General features: G+C 48.5%; 19 protein-coding genes. 18 read left to right on the plus strand and 1 reads right to left on the minus strand.

The features are described 5' to 3' along the window. Positions 1-996 precede the first annotated feature (996 nt). From EKM87_RS08025 to EKM87_RS08075, 12 genes are all read left to right on the plus strand, one after another. Positions 997-1,641, plus strand: a complete 645-nt coding sequence (locus EKM87_RS08025) for a hypothetical protein (protein WP_125683603.1) — start codon at positions 997-999, stop codon at positions 1,639-1,641. Positions 1,642-1,732: 91 nt separating this feature from the next. Further along, the gene (locus EKM87_RS08030; RefSeq protein WP_225428420.1) at positions 1,733-3,370 is read left to right on the plus strand and encodes a teichoic acid glycosyl transferase; all 1,638 of its coding nucleotides are present in this window, start codon (positions 1,733-1,735) and stop codon (positions 3,368-3,370) included. 951 nt (positions 3,371-4,321) lie between these two features. Beyond that, a complete protein-coding gene (guaB, locus tag EKM87_RS08035) occupies positions 4,322-5,461 on the plus strand; it encodes an IMP dehydrogenase (RefSeq protein ID WP_125683608.1) in 1,140 nt (379 codons plus the stop codon). 665 nt (positions 5,462-6,126) lie between these two features. Then, a complete protein-coding gene (locus EKM87_RS08040; RefSeq protein ID WP_125683610.1) occupies positions 6,127-6,816 on the plus strand; it encodes a response regulator transcription factor in 690 nt (229 codons plus the stop codon). Between the two features lie 87 nt (positions 6,817-6,903). Continuing rightward, a complete protein-coding gene (locus tag EKM87_RS08045) occupies positions 6,904-8,079 on the plus strand; it encodes a sensor histidine kinase (RefSeq protein ID WP_125683612.1) in 1,176 nt (391 codons plus the stop codon). 50 nt (positions 8,080-8,129) lie between these two features. Then, a complete protein-coding gene (locus EKM87_RS08050; RefSeq protein WP_125683614.1) occupies positions 8,130-9,458 on the plus strand; it encodes a serine hydrolase in 1,329 nt (442 codons plus the stop codon). Positions 9,459-9,842: 384 nt separating this feature from the next. Beyond that, complete coding sequence (locus EKM87_RS08055) at positions 9,843-12,914, plus strand: YhgE/Pip domain-containing protein (RefSeq protein ID WP_225428421.1); 3,072 nt, start codon at positions 9,843-9,845, stop codon at positions 12,912-12,914. 93 nt (positions 12,915-13,007) lie between these two features. After that, positions 13,008-13,523, plus strand: coding sequence for a GNAT family N-acetyltransferase (locus EKM87_RS08060; RefSeq protein WP_125683618.1), 516 nt, complete (start codon positions 13,008-13,010; stop codon positions 13,521-13,523). 198 nt (positions 13,524-13,721) lie between these two features. Further along, complete coding sequence (locus EKM87_RS08065) at positions 13,722-14,522, plus strand: AzlC family ABC transporter permease (protein ID WP_125683620.1); 801 nt, start codon at positions 13,722-13,724, stop codon at positions 14,520-14,522. A 17-nt stretch (positions 14,523-14,539) separates the two neighbouring features. Next, on the plus strand, positions 14,540-14,887 hold the full coding sequence (locus tag EKM87_RS08070) for an AzlD domain-containing protein (protein ID WP_125683622.1): 348 nt from the start codon (positions 14,540-14,542) through the stop codon (positions 14,885-14,887). Further along, entirely contained in the window at positions 14,884-15,015 is a 132-nt protein-coding gene (locus EKM87_RS12625) for a hypothetical protein (RefSeq protein WP_263853772.1), read from the plus strand. The genes EKM87_RS08070 and EKM87_RS12625 overlap by 4 nt, the downstream gene beginning before the upstream one ends. Before the next feature lie 177 nt (positions 15,016-15,192). Further along, positions 15,193-15,426 (plus strand): hypothetical protein, encoded by a 234-nt coding sequence (locus EKM87_RS08075; protein ID WP_125683624.1) that lies wholly within the window; start codon positions 15,193-15,195, stop codon positions 15,424-15,426. 365 nt (positions 15,427-15,791) lie between these two features. Here EKM87_RS08075 and EKM87_RS08080 read toward each other — a convergent pair whose 3' ends face one another. Beyond that, complete coding sequence (locus EKM87_RS08080; RefSeq protein WP_125683626.1) at positions 15,792-16,988, minus strand: SAM-dependent methyltransferase; 1,197 nt, start codon at positions 16,986-16,988, stop codon at positions 15,792-15,794. Between the two features lie 205 nt (positions 16,989-17,193). Between EKM87_RS08080 and EKM87_RS08085 the strand changes: the two genes are divergently transcribed. The 6 genes from EKM87_RS08085 to EKM87_RS08110 all read left to right on the plus strand — a co-directional run bounded on the left by EKM87_RS08085 (position 17,194) and on the right by EKM87_RS08110 (position 24,429). After that, positions 17,194-18,090 (plus strand): hypothetical protein, encoded by an 897-nt coding sequence (locus EKM87_RS08085; RefSeq protein WP_125683628.1) that lies wholly within the window; start codon positions 17,194-17,196, stop codon positions 18,088-18,090. A 437-nt stretch (positions 18,091-18,527) separates the two neighbouring features. Beyond that, positions 18,528-19,712: an ROK family protein gene (locus EKM87_RS08090; RefSeq protein WP_125683630.1), complete on the plus strand. Its 1,185-nt coding sequence runs from the start codon at positions 18,528-18,530 to the stop codon at positions 19,710-19,712. Positions 19,713-19,930: 218 nt separating this feature from the next. Then, positions 19,931-21,013, plus strand: a complete 1,083-nt coding sequence (locus EKM87_RS08095; RefSeq protein WP_125683632.1) for an AI-2E family transporter — start codon at positions 19,931-19,933, stop codon at positions 21,011-21,013. A gap of 526 nt (positions 21,014-21,539) precedes the next feature. Beyond that, positions 21,540-22,232 (plus strand): 2,3-diphosphoglycerate-dependent phosphoglycerate mutase, encoded by a 693-nt coding sequence (locus tag EKM87_RS08100; RefSeq protein ID WP_125683634.1) that lies wholly within the window; start codon positions 21,540-21,542, stop codon positions 22,230-22,232. Between the two features lie 112 nt (positions 22,233-22,344). Continuing rightward, on the plus strand, positions 22,345-22,590 hold the full coding sequence (locus EKM87_RS08105) for a hypothetical protein (RefSeq protein ID WP_125683636.1): 246 nt from the start codon (positions 22,345-22,347) through the stop codon (positions 22,588-22,590). Positions 22,591-23,184: 594 nt separating this feature from the next. Beyond that, a complete protein-coding gene (locus EKM87_RS08110) occupies positions 23,185-24,429 on the plus strand; it encodes a HEPN domain-containing protein (RefSeq protein ID WP_125683638.1) in 1,245 nt (414 codons plus the stop codon). Positions 24,430-24,458: the final 29 nt, after the last annotated feature.

Consider the following 24,458-nt stretch of genomic DNA (forward strand, 5'->3'; position numbering starts at 1 on the left):
TTCTAAGCGGTAAACCGCTAAGAACATCGACACAGCGCAGTCCCTGGCTTCCTCCGGCTCACGTCGGTGGTTAGCTAGTCCGCTTTATTGCCGAGCACCAGTCATATTTTAATCTGTAGTGGGGTCGGGACATTTTGTTCCGACCTTTTTTGTTACAGTGAATTGCATGCCGCCTGCGGCTGACTGGGGCCACGCTGTGGGACGAACCTGGGAGCCAAAGGGCGGTCTCTCAGGCGCCTTGAAACCTCACCAAGTTCGTGAGTTTCCCAGGTCGGCCCATGTTCTAAGCGAAGACCGCTAAGAACATCGACACAGCGTGGCCCCAGTCAGCCTCCGGCTTTAGATTGTGGTGACCTGTTCTGTTGGTAGCCAGGCTGATGATTGACCAGTATGGGTAGAATGAATGATTCGAGTTATCTGGGATATTACTCTAATGTCCGTGATATAGGGGAGTGTTGCGGCATGCTTTCACCAGACTAATGGGTGTCAGCAATGTTAGCCGAGAGGTCGTCAAATATAGGCTCAGCCGTGGAACTGTCTTAGCGGAGTGGTCTGCTCCGGTTAGACAGCGCCGGCTTGGGAGACCGTTCTTTGGCTCCCAAACGCGCGCACAGCGTTCCAGCCTATATTTGACGGCCGGCAGGCGGCACACAACCGACAATCCCATCAGACTGGTAAATGCAAGCCCGGACACTCGCTTAGTTTTGATTGGAATGATTGTAAAAAATTTTTCAGCTGGTATTTTTCAATAAATGGGCATAGTGGTACAGGGGCACAGCTGCTTGTGAAAAGATGGCTGGTATTGGTAGACCTACAGTTCAGAATTTCAACGCTAAATGTTGACCCGTAGCGGTTAATGGGCACACTCACGAACCGGGTGGAACCTGTGAAAAGTTGGCGCTTGACCCGGCAAGCGGATGGCCCTATTATGCAACCAAGTAGTTGAGCTGCTTTCGGGCTCGACGAAAAAATCCATATTCTCGGGGAGGATTTTTTATGAAAAAAGTCTTTGGATATGTTTTAGGGTTGGTTGCTGCGCTGACGCTTGCCGGGGGGATTGCCACGACCGCTAACGCTGATGGAAGTAGTGCTGACGCTGCGAGTGGTAGCGGTAGTGGGAGTGCCCCAGCTAGTGCCGTTGTGCCTTCGGGAGCTTCTGATATGAGTATCCCAATTACTGGGGGCCGAGCTGTTAGTGATTCTAGCAGTAGTTCTAGCAGTGTTGCCGGTAGCAGTTCCAGCAGTGCTGCCAACAGTAGTAGCGCCGTTGATAGCTCCAGTACTGCCAGCTCATCATCCAGTTCCGCAACGCAAAAACCACAGAAACCAGAAAAGCCTGCGAAGAAGCCTGCTAAGGAAAAGGAAATGAGCGCTGCCAAGAAGATGCGTGGGCGTTTACACTACAAGAAGGATTCTCGCGTCATTCTCTTCCAGAAGGGCCGCAAGGGTGCTGAAGTAACGTTACGCAACCGCGAGGGCAAGTTCGTTAAGAAGTTCCGAGTTAAGAAGAACGGTAAGTTTGAAGTTCGCTTGACTGCCAAGGAAGCTAAGGAATTGAACAAGGGCGGCAAGTACTTCAAGTTCACTGTTGTGGAAAAGGGCTACAAAGCCTACACCATCCACTACTTGATCAAGAAGTAGCCAATCAGTTTTAAAGAGACGTGGGGAACCACGCCTTTTCTTATGCAGAGAGATTGATTGTTCACCGAATTAATGGGGAGGGGCAATTATTATGAAGCGAATAGGGACACACCTGCATAGTAAAAATAGTCAGGTTCTGGGGTTGTTGACGATTGTGGGCGTGTTTATCATGACCTTTTGCTCCTACACCTCCCCGGCGTTTTATTTTGATACGTCACCGGATAACAACGCGTTCTTCACGGTTGGCAAGGCCATGATGCACGGCATCGTTCCCTACAAAGATATTTTTGAACAGAAGGGACCGTACGTCTACTTCCTTCACGGCTTGGCCTACCTCGTCAGCAATCGTAGTTTCTTGTTGATATTTGTCTATGAAATTGCGACGCTGGTGGCGGCCATGTTTCTGGTCTATAAGTTGGGGCAGCTGCTCAGGGTCAGCCAGCTGGGCGCGTTATTGATTGCGTTATTATCGCCATTACTATTTCTGTATCACCCGTACTACGATTACGGCGATACGGTGGAATTCTTCACGTTGCCACTGTTGATCTCCCTGATTTACCTGCTGGTCTTATTGGACCAACGGGGGTTAACGGTCAGTCACTGGTGGTTCTTCGCGCAGGGCGCCATCGTGGGGGTCGTGTTCCTGTCGAAGTATACGTTGTTAGGCGCCTGGATCGTCTTTTATTTGGGACTAGTGGGCGTCTTGCTGGTGAAGCGTCAGTGGCGGCAACTGGGGCGCGTGGTGGGCTGGAGTGCCGGCGGGTTCCTGTTGACGACCGTCCCGTGGCTGATTTACTTCCTGGTCACGGGCGGATTGAGCGCGTTCATCAACGTGTATATTCTGTTCAACACCAAGGTTTACCTGACCTCGTCAGTCGCCGCGTTCTCCAACCTGGTGCAGTCAATGACGGTCGTTTCCCAATTTTTCCAGAACAACGTCCTGTTCTTCTTGCTGGGCGTGGTGGGAACGCTGCTGGTGACGTTCCAGCGCGATGTGTTCCAGCACAACTTCACGCGCGGCCTGTACTTGTTGACGATACTGGGTTGTGACCTCTTTGCGCTGTACGGGTATCAGGCGGGGGCGGTGTACCAGTATTATGAGCTGATTTATTTCGCGGGCTTTGTTCTACCTTTCGTGTACCTGGGCAAGCTGTTCTTTGCGCGGGTCCAGTTGCCAAATGAAAATGAAGACACGTTTGTGATTTTGGCGACGCTGCTCATCAGTCTGTTTCTGGTGCTGGGCGTGAACAATAACGTGACGAATTCCAAGATATTTCCGAACAATGCGTCCATCACGGAGAAGGCAACGGCCAAGCCGCAACAGCCCGCGCAACTTGTCTTTGGGCACATGATGCGTGCGGCCCACGCCCCGCTGACGATGTTGAATTACGGCTCGATCGATATGGGGTTTTATACCGCATCGGGGGCCGTACCGTCGACGTATTTCTTTCAGAATTACAACATTCCCCAGGCCTCAGCGCCGCAAATTCTGCAGTCGCAGGTTAACCTGATCAAGCAGGGCCAGGTGGAATGGGTCGTGCTGAACACGCCGGCTGGCAAGATGGTCAAGCAGTGGCAGGGCGGGGGTGGCCGTATTAGTAGCGGTAATCTGAACCCCGGGACAGCGAAATTGGCGAAACCACTCAATGAGAATTACCGGGAAGTGGCGCAGCACACCCAAGTCTTTGAGGGGGTCAGTGTGACTTACTGGTTGTATCGGCTTCGGTAGTGGTTTGGTTTGTCGTTTTGGTTGCCGCCTCCGGCGCCCAGAAATTTGGCCCGCTGTGGGGACCGGGGCAAGCCTGAGAAGCGGTCTTGCCCCTCGACTTGAAGCCTCGGTAACCCGCCGAGGCTCCAAGCTCGTCCCACGGACTAGGTCGGCCAAGAACGCCAACCAATTCCGTCGACACCGCGGGCCAAATTTCTGGTCACCTGCGGCTACGGTGGCGGGTGACCACTACCTGGTTGATGCAGTCTGTGGCGTCACTGGGCTTGGCATGTGGTGTGCTGACCAGTTGACCTTTGGATTGGATTAGCTGGTTTGTGGAGTAAGTTGGCGGTGTACGACGCTTACGGCAATTGATTTGTCGATTGCTGACAGATTAATTGAAGGGTCAAAATAGCTAGCTCACTCAGTATCTAAGTTATGGTTAACAACGGAAGTTTTAGTGGTTAAGACTATGATTGAAATTTCGAACTAAACTGATGGTGATTAGAAGACGATGTAGCCGGAGAAAGTCAGGAGTGGTGCTGGCCGTGTCGGTGGTCTTAGCTCGGCGGAACTTGCCGAGGTTAGAGCACGGGACGAGCTTGGAGACTCAGGGTTCTGCTGAGGCTTCAAGTCGAGCTGAAGGACCGTTTCTCAGGCCGGAAGCGGTCCCCACGGCAGGCACCGCTCCTGACTTTTGTAGGCGGCAATCTTCTTGAATCCAGATATTTTTTAACCAATTAATGATATGACAACTCTAATATAAGGGGCGTTGGAGACTACTCTGACGCCCTTTATGTTGGGCTGGGTACACAGCGGGAAATGACGTGGTTGCTTTGACATTTGGCCAAAACGATGATAGTTCAATGAGAGTCCTTGACCTGACTGGCCTAGACTGGTAAATTAAGAAACAATATCTCCCAGGATTCCTAACCGAGCCTGAGACTGAAAAAAAGAGGAGCGATATCAACCATGTCTAATTGGGACACGAAGTTTGCTAAAGAAGGAATCACTTTTGATGATGTTTTGTTAATACCCGCTGAAAGTCACGTTTTACCGAATGAAGTCGACTTAAGTACCCAATTAGCGCCTAACCTGAAGTTGAACGTTCCATTTCTGAGTGCCTCAATGGATACTGTCACTGAGACCAAGATGGCGACAACCATGGCCCGTAACGGGGGCCTTGGGGTCATCCACAAGAATATGAGCGCCCAGGAACAGGCCAAGATGGTGGCCAGCGTCAAGGCTATCGAAAATGATGCCAGTGAATTCCCTCAAGCTGCAGTGGATGACAACAACCACCTGTTGGTTGCCGCTGCCGTTGGGGTGACCTCCGACACCTTTGACCGGGCCGACGCCTTGCTCAAGGCTGGCGCGGACGCTATCATCATTGATACGGCGCACGGTCACTCCGCTGGGGTGATCCGCAAGATTACTGAAATTCGTCAACAATTCCCAGACGCAACGTTGATTGCCGGAAACGTGGCCACGGGTGAAGGTACCCGGGCACTGTTTGAAGCCGGGGTTGATGTGGTCAAAGTTGGTATCGGCCCTGGTTCTATCTGCACGACGCGGATTGTTGCCGGTGTTGGGGTGCCTCAACTGACGGCGATTTACGATGCCGCAGCCGTTGCCCGGGACTTTGGTAAGCCAATCATCGCTGATGGTGGCATCAAGTATTCCGGTGACATCGTCAAGGCCATTGCGGCCGGCGGTAACGCTGTGATGTTTGGGTCCATGTTCTCCGGGACTGACGAAGCACCTGGCGACATCATTGAAGATGGCGGTAAGAAATACAAGACGTACCGTGGAATGGGGAGCTTAGCGTCCATGTCTCATGGGTCAGCCGACCGGTACTTCCAAGGTGGCGTCAACGAAGCCAACAAGTTAGTGCCAGAAGGAATTGAAGCCCGCGTGGAATACAAGGGCAGTGTCAACGACATCATCTTCCAAATGGTTGGTGGGTTACGTTCAGGGATGGGCTACACGGGTAGTGCCACGATTCAAGACCTGATCAACGACGCCCAATTCGTCCGGATTTCTAACGCCGGTCTGATCGAATCACATCCACACGATGTGCAGATCACGAAGGCAGCACCTAACTACAAATAAGCAGACATCTTAAATGCAGAGACTGACCGTTCTTAACGGTTGGTCTCTTTTTGATTGGGCGTTGGTTGGCGCCTTACCGGGCGGGCCTGTAGGTGCTGGAACGCCATGGGTACGGCTTTGAGCCGAAGAGCGGTCTCAAAGTCCGACCTTTCTCTAACCTGAGAAGTCCGCTCAGCTAAGAGAAATTTCATGGCTGAGCACCTACAGGCCCGCCCTCACGGCTGACATTGTACAGCCACTGAATAAGTCGACCAGTTGTTTGGGGGCTGCCGACTACTGACTAGTTGTTGGCGGTGCCTCAATGTTAGCCGAGAGGGCGAGAAAAATAGGCTCAGCCGTGGCACTGCCTTAGCACGGTGTTCTTCCGTGGTTAGGCAGAACCGAGTTTCGAGACCGCTCTTTGGCTCGAAATCGTGTTCACAGCGTTCCAGCCTATTTTTCTCGCCCGGTAAGGCGCCAACAAAGCACCAACTCCAGCACAAACCCTAAGTTGGTCAGGAGCGGGCAAATAGTGTAAGATTAAGGAATGGTAAAGTGCCTTACGCCCGACTAAAGGTTCGGGTTTTCCGGCCGCACTCCGGCGTTTATTTGCTAAAATAGACAGTAAACCTACGGGGAAAGACCGCTAGTGAAGTTGCCTAGCTGTTAAAGGAGATTAGCACACGATGAAAATTTTAGTTGTCGATGACGATAAAGAAATTGCTCAGTTACTTGAAATCTACATTAAAAATGAAGGTTACGAACCCTTGACCGCTTATGACGGTAAGGAAGCACTGACCAAATTACACACCACGCCTGACATTTCACTGATGATTTTGGACATTATGATGCCCGAAATGAGTGGGATTGAAGTCATGAAGGAAGTTCGGAAAGACTCACAGATTCCCATCTTGATTCTGTCCGCCAAGACCGGTGACATGGACAAGATTCAGGGGCTGATTTCTGGTGCCGATGATTATGTCACCAAGCCATTTAACCCCTTAGAAGTTATGGCCCGGGTCAAGTCACTGTTACGGCGGAGCCAAGACCAAGTGACCGACGATGCGCCAGACGTTTTGGACATCGGGACGTTGACTATCAACAAGGATTCCCACGAAGTGAAGACGATTGCTGGCAAGACCATTTCACTAACGGCGCTGGAATTCGGGATTCTCTACCTGCTGGCCAGTCACCCCAACCGGGTCTTCTCAGCTGATGAGATTTTTGAACGCGTTTGGCGTCAGGAAAGCATCGTTTCGGCCAAGACCGTCATGGTTCACGTGAGCCACTTGCGGGATAAGATTGAAGAAGCCACGAACGGCGAAAAAGTTATTCAGACCGTTTGGGGCGTCGGTTACAAGATTGAATCACACTAAGCCAACAAGTTTCGGCTATTGGAGAGGGAAGTTACCATTGGAAAATTTACACACATCCCAATTAAATAGCGGACTGGGGGCCGCCGCATGAAGTTAACGACACGAGAAAAAAGCGCGCTCTTCATGGAAGGTGTCGTGACGGTCATCCTCCTGTTGATGCTGAACCTGGCATTGCTGGTGCTGATCAGTCAGGCAATCGAAAGCAACCCCGGCCTGCGTGATGGGATCTTTATCATCAAACGGTCCGTGGTATTCGGCCCCAACCACTTTCAACTATGGAGTTGGGAAAACGTCTTCGTGACCTTCATGGTCTTGGCCGACGGGGTCGTCGTTTGGTGGCGTCTGATTCGGCGGTATCACCAGATGCAGCTGCATCACATCATTGACGAATTACATTACATTGCCAACGGTCACTTTGACCATCGGATTCCGTTCCGGGTCAGTGGGGACGTGCAACGGGTGGTGGATTCCGTCAACGCCCTGGTGGATTCCGTCATCAACTCGATGGATGAAGAACGGGCCATTGAGAAGTCGAAAGATGAGCTGATCACGAACGTTAGTCATGATATCCGGACGCCATTGACCTCGATCATTGGCTACTTGGGTTTGATTGAAGACCAGCAGTATCACTCCGAGGACGACCTGTTAAAATACACGCATACAGCCTTTTTGAAATCGAAACAGATGAAGTCCCTGGTGGACGATTTGTTTGAGTACACCAAAGTACGGCAGACCGATACACCGTTGAGCCTGAACAACATTGACTTAGCGGCCATGTTGGAACAGCTCGGTGCTAGCTTTGAGCTGGAGACCCAGAAGAAGGGTATGACGATTGGCTCAACCAGTGAGCCAGCGACCCTCATGATGGAGGCCGACCCGGAGAAACTAGTCCGGGTATTTAACAACTTGGTCTCTAATGCGTTGAAGTACGGCGATGGTGGTAAGGAAATCAATCTGAACGCCAAGCGCCTGAGCGACAACGAACTGGAGGTTCGGGTCACCAACGATGGGCCCAAGATTCCTAAGGAGTCCTTGGCACTGATCTTCGAACGGTTTTACCGGGTCGAAGAATCGCGTTCCAAGGAAACTGGTGGGACCGGGTTGGGTCTCGCCATTGCGCAGAGCATCGTGGCCCTGCACGGCGGCTACATTTTCGTGGAGTCGGACGACGAGCTCACCAGTTTTGTGATTCATTTGCCAGTTAAACACGACCACCCGTTGGAGATCCCGCAACGGTTGAAGGGTCCAGCTACGCGCAAGTAAGTCAGCGTCGGTTCGCGCCGACACTACATAGATAGAGGAGTTTTAATTAAATGAAACGATTAAAGCAAGTTGTCATGGGCCTGGTAACGGCGGTTACGCTGTTTGCCGGGGGCATGAGCACGGCCGTGACGGCGCCGGTAACGGCCCAGGCGGCAACGACCAGCAAGACGAGCACGACCGTTAATCTGAAGGCGAAGGCGGGGATTGCCGTTGACGCCAAGACCGGCCAGATTTTGTACGAAAAGAACGGCGATCAAGCGTTACCCGTCGCGTCCATGACGAAGCTGTTGTCCATCTACCTGGTTCTCCAGGCGATTCACAATGGTAAGTTGAAGTGGGACCAAAAAATCACCGTCAACAAGGACATTGCGAAGATTGCCCAGAACACCAAGTTGTCCAATGTTCCACTGCGGGCGGGTCACAGCTACACGGTCAAGTCCCTGTACCAGGCGTCATTGATCTACTCCGCTAACGGCGCGATTGAGGCGTTAGGCGGGGCCGTTGCTGGGTCACCGCACACGTTCGTTGACCAGATGAAGGCGCAAGCCAAGAAGCTGGGGATGACCGACGTGGCCATTTACAACGCCTGTGGGCTGACCAACAAACAAGTTGGTAACCTGGGGTACGACAACGTGAGTGGTTCCACGGAAAACAAGTGGTCAGCCGCTGACCAAGCTAAGTTGACGGTGGCCTTGTTGAATAAATATCCAGAAGTCTTACAGACGACGAAGATTTCTAAGCAGTGGTTTGAAAAGGGCACCGCTGATGCCACGAAGATGGAAAACTGGAACTGGATGTTGAAGGGCCTATCCGCTGCCTATTCTAAGCTCCACGTTGACGGGTTGAAGACGGGGACGTCCGACGCTGCCGGGGCCAACTTTACCGGGACTGCCAACAACAATGGAAATCGGATCGTGACGGTGGTCTTACACGCCGCTCATAAGTCTGAGACCGACCCATCTCGTTTCAAGCAAACGCAAAAGATGATGTCGTACGTTTACAACAATTTCAAGACGGTCGACGTTAAAGCAGACAGCCAAGTGGCTGGGGCCAAGTCCGTGAAGACAAATGATGCGAAACAACCAACCGCTAAGACGGCGGTGGCCAGTGGCGTCAAGCTCTGGATTCGTAACGACCAAGTGGCCAGCAACGTGCAGGCCAAGGCCCAGTTGAAGGGGAAGCTGACCAAGAACAACGCCTTGGAAGCCCCCGTTTCAAAGAATACAACTATTGGGACGGCCAACATTTCCTTGAAGGGTGACCAGTTAGGTTTCTTGGGGAATACCAAGACGACGAAGGTACCGTTGAAGGTGACGCAAACCGTTGAGAAAGCCAACATCTTTGTTCGGCTGTGGCGGTCCATCGTCGCGTTATTCTAATTTAGATGGTAGAATCGCTCACTGATGGTGGGCGATTTTTTAATGGGGCAATTGATATGGATCAAGTTGCTTGAAGAACTTTTCTGATAAAGTATTAGGTAATGAGGACTTTGCGCAAAATGCAGTGAATCTGTGAGTTAACTGGGGCTGTTTATTCGGTTAGTCCCCTTAACTGCTAGTTTCCTAATGTAAATTTTATTTTAGGCGAAAAATTAGTGATTAAGACCGGCCGCTAGCGGTTGACGGCGATTTCATTGATTAATGAAGGTCGTGTTGTGTTTTTGACAAGTCAAGTAATAGTGTGCGAAGATACTTTTATTATTAGCTGAGAACGCGCAATTTTAAGGATATTTTGAGGATAAAAGGGAGTTGGAATTCGTGAACATGATTAAAGGCGAGTGGAATTACATTCGGCACAACCGGTTGATTTTGATCTCCGTGTTGGCCATTATGTTTATTCCATTCCTCTACTGTATCTTCTTTCTGAAGTCTGTCTGGGATCCATATGGACAGACCGGTTCGTTACCCGTTGCGGTCGTCAACCAAGACCAACCAGTGACGTATCAGGGACAGAAGCTAAACGTTGGTGACCAAACGGTGACTAACTTGAAGAAGAACCATCAATTAGGATGGAAGTTTGTCTCCGCGAAGACCGCGGCAGATGGGTTAAAGCATCACAAGTACTACACGGTGATCACTTTCCCTAAGAACTTCTCGGCCAACGCCGCTACGGCGCTGAACGAACATCCCAAGAAGATGACGTTTAGCTACAAGACGAACGGGTCAGCCAACTACATCGCGCAAGTCATGAGTGAAGTGGGTTCATCGCAACTCGACAGTCAGATTCGCTCTAAGGTAACGAAGGCTTACGCCCAAGCGACCTTCAAGCAGATCTACTCTGTTGGTAAGGGGATGGAAAAGGCTGCCACCGGTTCCGCTAAGTTAAAGGACGGAACGGTCACCTTAACTGATGGACTGAACACCTACACGACTGGGGTTCACACGTTGAACAATGGTCTGCAACAAATGAAGACCTCCGTGGGACCACTGGCTACTGGGATTCAGAAGCTGACGACTGGTTCACAGACGTTGAAGTCTGGGCTGGGCCAATACACGAGTGGGGTTAATGCGTACACTGGTGGTGTCAGTCAGTTAAGTGCTGGGATGCCTAAGCTGTTGAATGGGACTTCACAACTGAGTGCCGGTGCCAAGAAACTGAATACCGGTGTCTACACTTATGTGGATGGCGTTTACCAGTTAAATTCAGGTATTGGGACGCTTAGCAGCAAGGTTGGACCACTGGCTAGTGGTGTGACGAAGCTGTCTAAGGGTGGTAAGGACCTGACCTCTGGACTGTCTAAGTTGGACAAGAATTCCAGTGCTCTAAAGTCTGGTGCGACGCAAGTTAACGATGGCGTTGTGCAATTACAAACGATGATGACGCAATTGGCACCTAGCTTGAGTTCACTGACGAAATTGACGTCGAACCCGGCTCAGTTGGCAGCTTTGCAGGGAATGTTGCAAAAGTTACAGGCGAGTGGTCTGATGAGTAGTGACAAGTTAAGCGAACTTAGTACGCAATTAAATTCATTGTCAGGGTTTAATGCGACGACCATGAGTACGGAGTTATCTGGTGTGCAACAACTCTTGGGTAGTGATATTGCAGCTATCAAAGCCGCAAAATCCCAACCTACAGGTTCAAATCAACCATCCGACACTAGCGGCTCTGGAACTAGTAATGAATCAGAAATTAGTAGTGCCCAAACTGCTGCTAATGACGCTGCTACCAAGGCTGATGCATTAGACAAAGCCGTCAGTGGTGGTAATGCGGATGACATTAAGAATGCAGCACAGGCTGCTGTAGCTGCTACCAAAGCAGCAGCTGCTAAAACCAATGCCATTAAGTCCACGCAGTCAACATCAACAACTAAGGCGGATACTACGGATAATACCGCTTATGACGCTGCAGTTAATACATTAATCACAGATGTTGCAGGTGTTAGTGCAAAAATTGATGAATATAAGACTAGTCTAAGCGCACTTGCAGGGCTCCAAGATGAGTTACCTCAATTGCAAGGACTTTTGTCAGAAGTAGCGGGTGCTAAGCTAACTTCTGATGATCTTAAGAATATGAATGACGCCTTAGTCAACCTCCAAGCCAACAGTGCCATGATTAACAAGTTAGGTAGCTCATCTACTGACTTAGCTAAATTAGTCAAGGGTACCGGTGATTTGAGTACTGGATTAGACACTTACACGGCCGGCGTTTCTCAGGCTTTGAAGGGATCAAACCAACTCTCCGATGGGTTGACCACGATGAACAAGCAGATTCCAACGTTGACCGCTGGCGTTACCCAATTGGCTAACGGTTCCAAGAAGTTAGCTAAGAATGGTCCTGCGTTGAAGTCAGGTTCCGAGCAACTTTCTAGCAACATGTCTGTCCTTTACAGTGGGTTACAAACCGCTGCTGCAGGGGTCAACAAGCTTAACGCCAACACGCCTAAGCTGACGGCTGCTGGAAACCAACTGAACCAAGGGGCTACTCAGATTAATTCTGGTTTGACCCAACTGAACAGCAAGGTACCAGCATTGACCAGTGGGGTTACCCAACTAGCCGATGGCTCACAAAAGCTGGACGACAACAGTGGCCAGTTGATGAGCGGTGCCAAGAAGCTTTCTGATGGGAATGGCACGTTAGCTAAGTCCTTGAAGTCAGGTGCTGATCAGATTCAAGCACAACCATTGACGAGCAAGACGGCTGACATGTTTGCCGCACCAACTAAGCTGAAGCATGAAAGCTACAGTTACGTGCCTAACTATGGTCACGCACTGGCACCTTACGTGCTGTCCGTTGCCCTCTACGTTGGGGCCTTGGTCTTCAACTTTGCCTTCCCAATTCGGAAGGTCTCTCGTAAAGACGGGACCGCTACCGGTTGGTTCTTTAGTAAGGTTTCCATTGGTGCCGTTGAAGCATTGGCAATGGGGCTGATTGAACCAGCCTTAATGATGTTAGGTGGCTTGAGTGTTGATCACCCAGGACAAATGATGCTGGTTTCAGTACTCTTTGCCGAGGCGTCGATGTTCATTGTGATGTTCCTGTCGATGTTACTGGATAACCCTGGTCGTTTCATTGCCATGGTGCTCTTGATGCTACAACTTGGTGGTTCCGGTGGGACGTTCCCTATGGAAGTTACCAACCACTTCTACAACGTTGTGCACCCATTCCTGCCAATGACTTACTCAATCCTCGGATTCCGTCAAGCCATTACGTCAGGGATGTCGGGCATGGTTGGACAAGCGGTTTGGGTCTTGATTCTGTTTACGATTTTGGCACTGGCACTTCTCTGGCCAACCATGATCTGGTTACAGAAGAAACACCTGATGGGCATCTCTCAATTGGATAACAACCAAGAGTTACAGGCGGTTGAAGATCCTAACGCTAATAACCATTCATAAAAATAAGTTCTAAATGAAGCGTCGCGAAGCTACTGGTTTCGTGACGCTTTTTGCGTATAATTGATTTCATAATGAGAAAAGAGGGAATTACTAATGTCCGTAACCTTTCGTTTAGCCACGCCGGCTGACCAACCACGAATCGTGGCCATTTACAACGAGGCCATTGCCACTAAGCAGAGTACGGCAGATCTCACGCCCATGACGGTGGCGGAGCGCCAACCGTGGTTTCAGGAGTTTGATTCTCACCATTTTTCACTCTGGGTCATCGTCCATGAAAATCAGGTCGTTGGTTACGTTGGTCTGGAACCCTACAGCGACCGTGCAGCGTACAGCCAAACGGCCGAAATTGCCCTCTATTTGGCCGCAGAAGCGCAGGGAATGCACGTGGGCAGTCAGACACTCGACTGGGTGGCTAAAGTCGCTCCTAACCGCCAAATTACGACAATTATTTCTCGCATCTTTGGACATAACCAGGCGAGCCGTCGGTTATTTGAGAAGAAGGGCTATGAACGGTGGGGCCACTTGCCAGCCATCGCTGATATGGCGGGATTTTCAGCGGACTTGGAAGTCTACGGTCGGCATTTCGTGAAACCGAGCGGGGATGAATAGACATGAAAACTGCCTTTGGATTTTCACAAACATTTAATCAAAGCAGACCCAATGCAGGATTACCTTTGCTAAATATCACATCTGTTATATGAAAATAGCCTGAAACATGTTAAAATATCCTCGTGTGGTTTTATGGATGACGGGTCTCACCCGTTAACTCGCTTCATATCTCAGAGTATTCGACGGAGGCAAACATTTTTGAATAAACGACGGCCAAACCCCAAGCAGGTGCCTGACCCCAACGAACCCTTATGGCGGTCGACACTGCGGGTAGCCATGCCCCTTAACTTAAGTTACATCCCAATCGGGCTGGCTTGTGGGATTTTGCTTCATGCGGCAGGGTTCAATACCTTACTGACTGGATTAGTTTCGTTATTGATCTTTTCCGGTGGGGCACAATTTTTAATTGCCACGATGTTGACTATTAATTCCCCTCTACTTTCAATTGTCTTGATGCTATTCTTCTTGGAATTACGGTATGCGTTATTAAGTTCGAGTCTATCCCCTTACTTAAAAGGTCAATCCAACCGCTTTCTATTTATCTTCGCGGTCTCTCTTAACGATGAAAATTACGCCATCAATTACTTGAAATTTGCCACTGATAAAAAGTGGACGGGTAAGGAAGCTCTGATGGTGGAGCACTATTCCTTACTGTTCTGGGCAGTCAGCAACGTTATCGGGAGTTTGATCGGTAGCGCCTTGAAGATTGACCTAGGAATCGTCAACTTTGCGTTAACGGCTTTGTTCATCTACATGATTGTGATGCAGATCAAGAACCGACTGACCATTGTGATTTGTTTGATTTCCGGTGTGCTCGCCGCACTATGCATGATGTTGACCAAGAGTACGTTAGGGTTAGTTATTTCGACCCTGATTGCCTCTCTGATCGGGTTCTTACTCGAGTCAACGTTGCGCAAGCGTTTGCCGGACAGCCATTGGTTGTGGCGTTTGCACAGTCCCGGATCAAAGAAATCGGCAGTCGAGAATACGGATAATTAGGACACAGGAGACGCTATATGAGTACAGTTAATACGTGGACCAGTACGCAACACTTTTGGCTAATCATTCTAGGCTTTTTCGTTGCCTTCGTACCGCGCTTTCTTCCCCTGATGTTGTTCACCAAGCGGGCAATTCCCGAATGGTTCAACGAATGGATGAAGTATGTGCCGGTATCGTTATTTACGGCACTGGTGGTCAAGGATATCTTTATCAATAGCGAAAGCTATCAATTCATGTTCACCAAGTTCTCCGAAATGCTTGCAGCCATTATTGTGGTGTTCATTGCGTACAGGACGCGGTCAATGGCACTTTCCGTAGTTGTCGGACTAATTGCTGTTTTCCTGTTGTCGATGGTTATTGCGTGACTAAATTTAACGAATATGACGAAGGCGGAGCTGCTGGCTCCGTCTTTTTTGATGCTTTTTTTAGTGATGCGCTTATTTTTAAAATTAAGTTAATGATGTTCACCATCTCTGGTGGAGACCAAGCATAGCACGTTTTCCATGCGAGAAACAGGAGAGATGAAAATCACGTGAATCGGTTTAGGGGCGATGCTACATGCGTAGAATTTTTGGCGGGATTTTGCGTAGTTCTTTAAAATGGGAAGACCTTTGGCTGGTTTAAAGGATGATGTTGCAGGTCATTTGTCGATAGATTGGGGGGTGTCTCTGTGGGACAGGTTATTTCGATTCAGTTTGATGCAGAACTTGATGCGTTACTGACTACGTATACAGAAAATCACGGAATGAATAAAGCGGAATACATTCAACAAGTTGTGGGTAAAAGACTTGTGGAATGGAAGAGCGAACAGGATTTGAAGCAAGCACTGAAAGATTGGCAGGCTGACGGGTTTAAAACGAAGTCGTGGCGAGAGACACTAAGAGAGTTACATTTAGAGGATTAATTAAAACGAGACAATTTGAAGGTAAACATGTAGGTGATGATAAGGTTTGTAACAGTACATTGCGATGTAGTTGTCGGTCGGCCGGTACAGAGTCCGGTGGCGGTAGTCTTAGGCGGGTGGGCTTTCCGGCCTTAGAGTACGGGTCAATCTTTGAAACTCGTACTTTGAGGTTCAAAGTTGCCCTGAAGACCGGGCCACAGGCTTCAGGTCTACCCCACGGGACGGCGTACCGGCCGACCGACAACGGAATTGAACACAATCACAATTCAAAACAAAAAGCACCGCCTCAACCAGTGATCAATCCGGTTGAAACGGTGCTTTTAACATTCATATCGAGTGATCCGCGGTCACCCGATCTATTTGGCTTAGTCCGCTACCTTGGCGTGGGTTTCATCGTACATGTAATCACGCGTCATAGGTAACATCCGGGCTGAAGGGCCCTTAGAAATCAAATACTGAATCACGTCAATATTACCAGATTTGAAGGACGCAGCGCAAGCCTGTAGGTAAAGATCCCACATGCGGACGAAACGTTCGTCAAACATCTTGGTAACTTCGTCGCGGTGTTCGTTGAAGTTCTTGTCCCAAATTTCAACCGTCTTTTGGTAGTGACGGCGAAGGGGTTCCATATCATCGATCTGTAAACCGCTCTCGATGATGTGGGTGGTGTTTTCAATCAAGCCAGGAACGTAGCCACCTGGGAAGATCCATTTGTTCAACCAACCGTTGTTAGCGCCACCTTGTTGACGGGTGATTCCGTGAATCAAGGCAACCCCATCGTTCATCAGGTACTTTTGAACACAGTCGAAGTATTGGCCCAGGTTTTCTTGACCCACGTGTTCAAACATCCCAACGGAGGTGATGTAGTCCCACTTTTCGTTGCCTAATTCGCGGTAGTCTTCCAACCGGACTTCAGCAACGTCTTCGAGGCCTTCATCAGCGATGCGTTGGTTCACGTAGTCGAATTGTTCCTGACTCAACGTGATCCCAGTAACGTGCAGACCATATTCCTTGGCAGCCGTCAACATCAGGGTTCCCCAGCCACATCCAATATCAAGCAACGTCTTGCCCGGTTGGGGGTTCAACTTCTTGATGATGTGGTGGACCTTGTTGACTTGGGCCGTGTAGAGGTCGTCGTCTGGCGTTTCAAAGTAGGCACAGGAATAAGTCATGGTGTCGTCCAACCAGAGATTGTAGAAGTTATTCCCAATATCGTAATGGTTTTGAACGTCAGCTTTGCTTTCCTTTTCGGTGTGCTTTTGCTTAGGCAGGAAGTGGATAAACTTCTTGTTATGGAAGAAACTGTCGGTGTTTTCGTAAGCCGCCGTCAGTAAGTCTTCCATACTGCCGTCAATCTCGATCTTACCGTCCATGATGGCTTCCCCCAGCGCAATGGATGCGTTGCGAGAAATTTCCTTAATTGGAATGGCCTCATGAATTGTGATGGTGACTTCGGGAGTGCCAGTCCCATATACATCAGATGATCCGTCCCAATAGTTAACGCGAACGGGGATGTTAAAGGTGTGACTCAGAAACGTTTTGTAAAAAGTTTTTTCAAGCATGTCTGGGGTCCTTTCCGGTTTCGGTGTCAATGACAGGAAACAAAATTACCTAGCCATTATACGCCAATTACCCCCCTTAACGTAAGGGTGACGACTTGATGTAAGCGGTTAACCTTTGCTTTTGGTGAGAGTATTTCCAAATGTAGGCGGACACGGTGTCAGCATGGTATAATGAAAGTACAATTAACCAGCGGAGGTCTTCATTTTGAAAAAATGGGTATGGGTCGTGGCAACAATCGTGGTGGCACTGCTGATTGGTGGTTACGCATATTCGAATCATCATGCGACAGCCAAAGAGTACCAGGCGGCAATGGCCAACGGGCGGACAGCCATTCAAAGTAAACACTACACGCAAGCGGAAAGTTACTTCCAGAACGCTTTAAAGCGTCGGTTGAACGATAAGACCGCACAGACGTATTTGACACAGACACAACGGTACGTGGCCGCTGATAGTGCCATGGATTCCTTGAAGTTTGATAACGCTGAGAAGCACTACCAAGACGTCAAGGGTATGACCGGTGGGTCCAAGGTCTTAGTTACGAGAGCCAAGGCGGCGTACAAGAACGTCAAAGTGGTTCGCAATAACGCTAAGCAATTCAAGAAGATTTTGAGTAAGGCCCAGGGCGAGAACAAAGCCTTGAACTACGGGCAGTCGAACACGACGTTGGATGAATTATTCACGAACGCTAAGTTCAAGCAAAAGTACTACAAGGACATCTACGCTCAGGTGTTGGCCCTTCGTAAGGCCAACAATGCCGGTCAAACGAGTCAAGTGACGTCCGATGCAACGACGGATACGTCTTCCAGCAATCAAGGTGGTAGTGATACGGCTACTAGCAGTTCCAGTGCTGGTTTGACGTCTGCTGAACAGGCAGCGGCGAACAACTACTCCGGCACCAATGAGTACACCGTGACGAAGAAGCAAAAGGAATTGAACGGTAAGGTCATTACGGACGGGCAAATCAGTAGCGCCCGGAAGACCATCAACGCAGCTGGTGGCCAGGCAAACGCCATGAGTGATCAGGACGTCCGGGTCGCTTTACAATCAGCAAGTAAGAAGGGCATGTCTTTAACCAAGTACGCCCAACAATATTTGAAATAAGCATCAGTAATAGACGCCACATCGGTTAACGTAGGTTAGCTGGTGCGGGCGTCTATTTTTAGTCTAAACTTACCTTTTTGAACGAAACACTCCCGAAACTTAACCCGATTGGTAAGTTAGCAAACAAATAGTTTCGGTGGGTGTATAATTAATTTGATTGGTGGATTAGTTATTTTAATGACATAAACCCCACAGTGACGCTGGTTTCCCGGACATTCAACGTTTAAACCAGTAAAAAAGTTCACGAGTCATTATTTATAACAAATTGGTATGGTTGGCTTACTATAGACTTAGAATCAGAATCTACAAAGGGGGTGGGTAACACGGCCCCCGAAAAATAGCGGGTGAGCACCAATCTTGGGGGATGGGCGACCTAATAACTGATTTGATTCCCGAATCACCAAAGCTATTTGGGGGAGCAGTGTTACCAGAAAATTATGATTATCAACAAACACATCATGCGTACAACCAATGAGAAACAGGTTTTACAGCAGATCGTGAATGCTGGGCCAATTTCTCGTAGTCAAATTTCAAGAAATCTCTGTTTGAATAAGGTGACGGTCTCTGACATCTACAGTCAATTACTCAGTGAAGGGTTGATCCGTGAGGTTGGTCACGGTGTTAGTACCCGGAACGGTGGTAGAAAACCAGTTATGGCATTGCTAAACGTGGGGTATGGTTATGTCATTAGTATTAACATTTTGCGGTCACGCTTCTCGATGATTGCCTGCCGGCTAGATGGTCGGTCTGAGAATTATCAAAGCGTGTCGACCCGCGACGTTGATCTGACGACCGTGTTGGACATGATCGACGAACGCATTGCGGCCACCATTGCGGCCAGCGAGACCAAGCTATTAGGTATCTCGTTTGGACTGGATGGTGTCATTTACGACAACCAGATTCTGGGTGCCTCACTGAAGGGCTTTAAGAACTTTGATTTAGCGAAATACTTCAGTGACAAGTTCCAGGTGCCGGTCGTCTTGGAAAACTTGGCGAACGAGTCCGCTATCTACGAACGCGACTTCTCCGGCAAGGGCGTTTACAACAACCTGATTTCCGTGACGATTAGAGATCAGGTCTCCGCCGGCATTATTACCGAGGGGCACCTGTACCGAGGCCATAACGGCGAGGCTGGTAACATCGGGTCCTGCCCATTGGCGGACCGTTATGAAGAAAAGACGTCGGACACCGTCAACCATTACGTGGCGGAGCGACCAGTCCTTCAGAAAATTATGGCGTACCAGAAGCTCGACCGGGTCGACGTTAACCGGATTCGGCGTGACTACCTGGGGCACCGGCCAGAGTTGTTGGCAATTCTGGATGAATTTGCCTTCTACTTGGCAAAAGTGTTGGGCAACCTGTCCAATACCTTTGCGCCGGACGCTATCGTGGTCAACGCGCCAATCTTGGAACTCCTGCCAGAAATCATGGATAAGGTGCGGACTTACGTGGACAGCATGGCCATCATGCGTAAGGCACCGATGATTTTAACGAAGAACGCGAAGGAAGCCTCCCTGATGGGTGGGGCCTCCGCTATCATCCACAAGGCTTTGGCCTTGGACGACCTGCAACTGACGTTTGGCAATCAGCGGTCGGCGGTTCTAGAAGAAGTTGAATCTTAAAATAAGAGAATGAGCAGAATGCTCGCATGAATGAGAAAATGGGGAAGCTGAGTCCGTTGGGACTGGGCTTCTTTTTTTGGTGATAGCGTCAAAATTAGCTGACCGAGGCGGCTAAGACTGATGGTTGGCAAACACGCTGGGTTGCCTGACAAAAATACTAGGGAATCTGCCCCCTTAGGGTATAATGAGGATATTGAGGAACAGAGGGAGGACCACAAGTGAGTTTATGGCAACGCTTCGTTGAAAACGTCCAGCTCCGGCGATTTACGGTGCTGGCACTATTGATATTTGTCCTATGGTTGATTCGGTCGGAAATGAACATGATTCTATTGACGTTCATTTTTACTTTTCTGGTGCTACAGCTGGTTAAGGCGATTCGTAAGGTGGTTAAATTGCCGCCTGCGCTGATTGTGACGGTGACATACGTGTTAGTCATCGGTGGCCTGTACTGGGCGGTAACGACCTATCTGCCACAGATTATGACGTCGTCGATCCACGGGGTCGAGAACTTGTATAAGTTCTACCAGAAACCGGGGAACGATCAGAACGAAATCATTCGCTACGTGACCAATTACATTAACAATACCAACTTCATGAGTCAGCTCCAGAGTGGGGCAAAGATCGTCTTGACCTACATCTCAACGATTGGGTCGTTCGGGGTCACGCTGTTCATGTCGATGATTTTGAGTTTCTTCTTCACCATTGAGAGCAAACAGATGACGGCGTTCTCCAAACGTTTTCTGACGAGTACGTACGGCTGGTTCTTTGAAGATATCAATTTCTTTGCGACTAAGTTCGTGAATACGTTTGGGGTTGTGCTGGAAGCGCAATTCTTTATTGCCCTGTGCAACACTGTGATTACGACGGTGGTGCTGGCAATTATGGGGATGCCTCAGTTGCCAACGTTGGCCATCATGATCTTTATCCTGAGCCTGATTCCTGTGGCCGGGGTCATCGTTTCCATCGTCCCGTTGGCGATTCTGGGGTATTCAGTTGGTGGCTTCCGCTACGTGGTCTACATTTTGGTCATGATGGTGGTCGTTCACGCGTTGGAAGCCTACGTGCTGAATCCTAAATTCATGTCGAGTCGAACGGAACTGCCCATCTTCTACACTTTCGTAGTGCTGTTGGCGGGGGAACAACTCTTTGGCGTTTGGGGTCTGATCGTTGGGGTCCCAATCTTTACGTTCTTCTTGGATATCCTGGGTGTACGACCGGTGCATGGGTTGCACCAGGCACCGCATGTCGATGTCAAAAAGCTCAAGGAGTATCGGCGGAACCATAGTAACGATGAACACTAGTCTTTGCTTGGGATGGCCGCCTGTGGCCGCCAGGGATGGTGACGCTGCTGTGGGGACCGGAGCAAGCCTGAGGGGCGGTCTTGCTCCTCGACTTGAAACCTCGGAAAGTCACCGAGTTTCCAAGCTCGTCCCGTGGCCTAACCTCGGCAATTCACCGAGGTAATGCCACCGTCACAGCCGGTCACCATCTCTGACGACCTCCGGCTACGTTAGTGGGTTGCGGTGATACTGGCGTTACACCGACTGATGCAACTGTGGGTTGGCTGGACGAGCTGTTTATCTGCAATCGAGTGGATAAGTGCTTGCGTAGTTGGTGCTGGTAGTATCTTAGACTCTATAAATTCAAATAAATGGAATGGCGTCATTGCAGGGGAATCTTGCGATGACGCCGTTTTTCTTAGCCATTGTTAATTAATTTCAAGAAGAAAGCGGATACATGAAAATGCCGCGACAATTAGGCTGAAATTTGCCGGTAGATGGTGTAAAATAAGACGGATAATACAAGAAAAGAAAGAGGTCATAAGTGATGGCAAAATTAGTATTGATTCGCCACGGCCAAAGTGAATGGAACTTAGCTAACAAGTTCACTGGCTGGGTTGACGTTGATTTAAGCGAAAAGGGTGTCGAAGAAGCCAAGGCTGCTGGTCAAAAGATCAAGGAATCTGGCATGAAGTTCGACTACGCTTACACGTCAGTTCTGAAGCGGGCAATCAAGACGTTACACTACGTCTTGGAAGAATCTGACCAACTTTGGATTCCAGAAACCAAGACTTGGCGTTTGAACGAACGTCACTACGGTGCTTTACAAGGCCTGAACAAGAAGGAAACCGCTGAAAAGTACGGTGATGACCAAGTTCACATCTGGCGTCGTTCATATGATGTTTTGCCTCCACTTTTGGATGCAGATGCTGAAGGTTCAGCTGTTAAGGACCCACGTTACGCTAACTTGGACCCTAACATCGTACCCGGTGGTGAAAACTTGAAGGTTACCCTGGAACGCGTTATGCCTTTCTGGGAAGACCAAATCGCACCTAAGTTACTCGACGGCAAGAACGTGATCATCGCTGCCCACGGTAACTCATTACGTGCTTTGAGCAAGTACATCGAACGGATCTCCGACGATGACATCATGGACCTCGAAATGGCTACTGGTGAACCAGTGGTCTACGATTTCGATGACAAGTTAAACATGACTAGCAAGACGAAGATGGGCAAGTAGTCCTTCCGACTCGGAGCCGCCTCGCACATGGGGGGCGGCTTTTTCGTGGCCTGAAACTGGCTGGTAACGTTAATAATTAGCAGCATACTTATAAGAGAAAAGAGATTGGATTTTGGCAGATAAAGAAGTAACACAACTGGAAAAGATGAAGATCATTGGTTTATTTCGTAAAGAAGGGTTCTCTGGCGACTACGAAAATTTCCAACGGGTCAGTGGTACCGACCGGGAATTCTTCGTGGTCATGAGTAATGAGCAGGGTATCAAGGCGTTATTCCGAGCTAGCTTGATGCTGAACGCGGTTGAGTTCCAGTACGTGTTGGATGATAAGCATACGTTTGTGATGGAAAAAGCTGAATAGTAAGCAATATAAGGTGACTAGCTCTTATCAATGGAGCTAGTCACTTTTTTAAAATCTCTTTGAAAAATATGTGATTTTCTTTTGCTATGGAGCACCCTTTCATGGGTTGTGGTTTACATGTATGGCACTCTAAAATGAAATGGTTGGGTACAATCTGGCCAGTGAAGAACTTGATGTGATGTGCGTAGCTGGTGCATTAGGGGATGGTAGGTTAAATTGATCCGAGTTGGAAGCTGAGACTGAATGATGTTTGATTGGTATTTAGCAAAACGAATTATGCTGAAGATTGGAATAACGGTGATTATGGAGTTGATAAGAATTGTGGATATTCGGACTAAGGAAGCGCGGAAGTGGTGTGCGTGTGAAGTAGATAGGTGATTGGAAGTATTTGGTGCCACTGTGGTACTCAGTATTTTTTTGATGAAATGGGTAGAGACAACAGCTGAAATGAACATTAGGTATAGTTTGATATTGAATTTCAAAAAGAGTATTTGTTCGAGTTATATGGAACTTGCAATAATATAGCCGTTAATTGTACAATTCTAGAAAAAATAGCTCGGATTGAGCTGACAAGAAAGAGGCGTGATGTTCGTAATGTCTAAAAAGGACGAACTATCGATTGGAAAATTAGAGACGCTAGTACGCGAAGTTGTGAAAAGTGTTGAGCCTGTTACAAGGGAGAATATTGGTCAAGCGACTGTTATGGGAACCAAGGTAAGCTACAGGTATTCTTCAGAACGTTTACTTGAGCTAAAGGAGGAAGTTATTGGTAGCAAGAACTTCCATTTTTTTGAGGCTGGCTCTTTGGGACAAGATGTACTTAATAAGATAACTGAAGTATTAGGGGATTATTGTGAACGCAAAAATGAAGAGAAGTTTGACCAACAGAATCTTGATAAAACATTAACTAGCAAAATTCTTGAGATGATTTCAGCGGACGATCAAGAGTTTGATTGTATCATTCCAGTTACTGGAATAATGCTAACTGAAAAGTGTACCATAGGTCCGATCATCTTCTATCCTGCAAGCAGTAAAGAGGGTGTTGTGTCTGAACTAAAGCAAAAAAATGAAATTGACAATGCAGATGACCCCCTGTTCCAAAGTAGTTTTGCCGTTTTAAAAGTAAGGGCCAGCAATCCACGAGGAGCTGCAGAGTGGGCAGCTAATATTGTGGAATCAATGTTGAATGCGTTCCAAACCTTGTGGGGACAAGTTGATCAGCCACGAGGACTGTACATTGGTGACTTCCCTTCACAACGTAATTCAGAAAGAATAGCTCTTACAAAGTCAAATGGGATTTTTGCATATGCGGCAGATAGGTCAGTGTTTAAGGTAAAATTAGATGAAGATGTTACGAGAAATAAGTATCTGAAAATTATTGCGGAATATGAAAATAGACTAATTATGTTTGGGGAAAATGAGTCCACAAAGTTAGAGAGAAACTTTTTTAATGCAAATAAGTTAATTGCGGAAGGTATTGCGAGTGATAAAGCGGACACTAAATTCACTAAGATGATGTCTGCTGTGGAGTCATTAGTGGAAGAGAAAACTATGACGCAAAGTATTACAACTCAGGTGTCAGAGAATGTAGCATTTTTAATTGGTAGAGATGCTGAAGAGAGAATAGAAATTTTTGATAAAATGAAGAAGTTATATAGCCGTCGGTCAATTTTCTCTCATGGTGAGTTGACCACTGTATCCTCTAGAGATTTGAACATACTGTTGACTTATATTCGCCGGCTTATTGTTGCGATAGTTAATGATTTTGAAGATTTGAATAAAGTCGGCGTGCAAAATCAAGTGAAATTGCTTAAATTTGGAAGCAAGGGGAGTGAGTAATTGGGAGAAGCGATTGGTTTGATTCAAAA

Origin of the sequence: Levilactobacillus yonginensis (genome assembly GCF_003946265.1) — a bacterium.
Taxonomy (GTDB): Bacteria; Bacillota; Bacilli; order Lactobacillales; family Lactobacillaceae; genus Levilactobacillus; species Levilactobacillus yonginensis.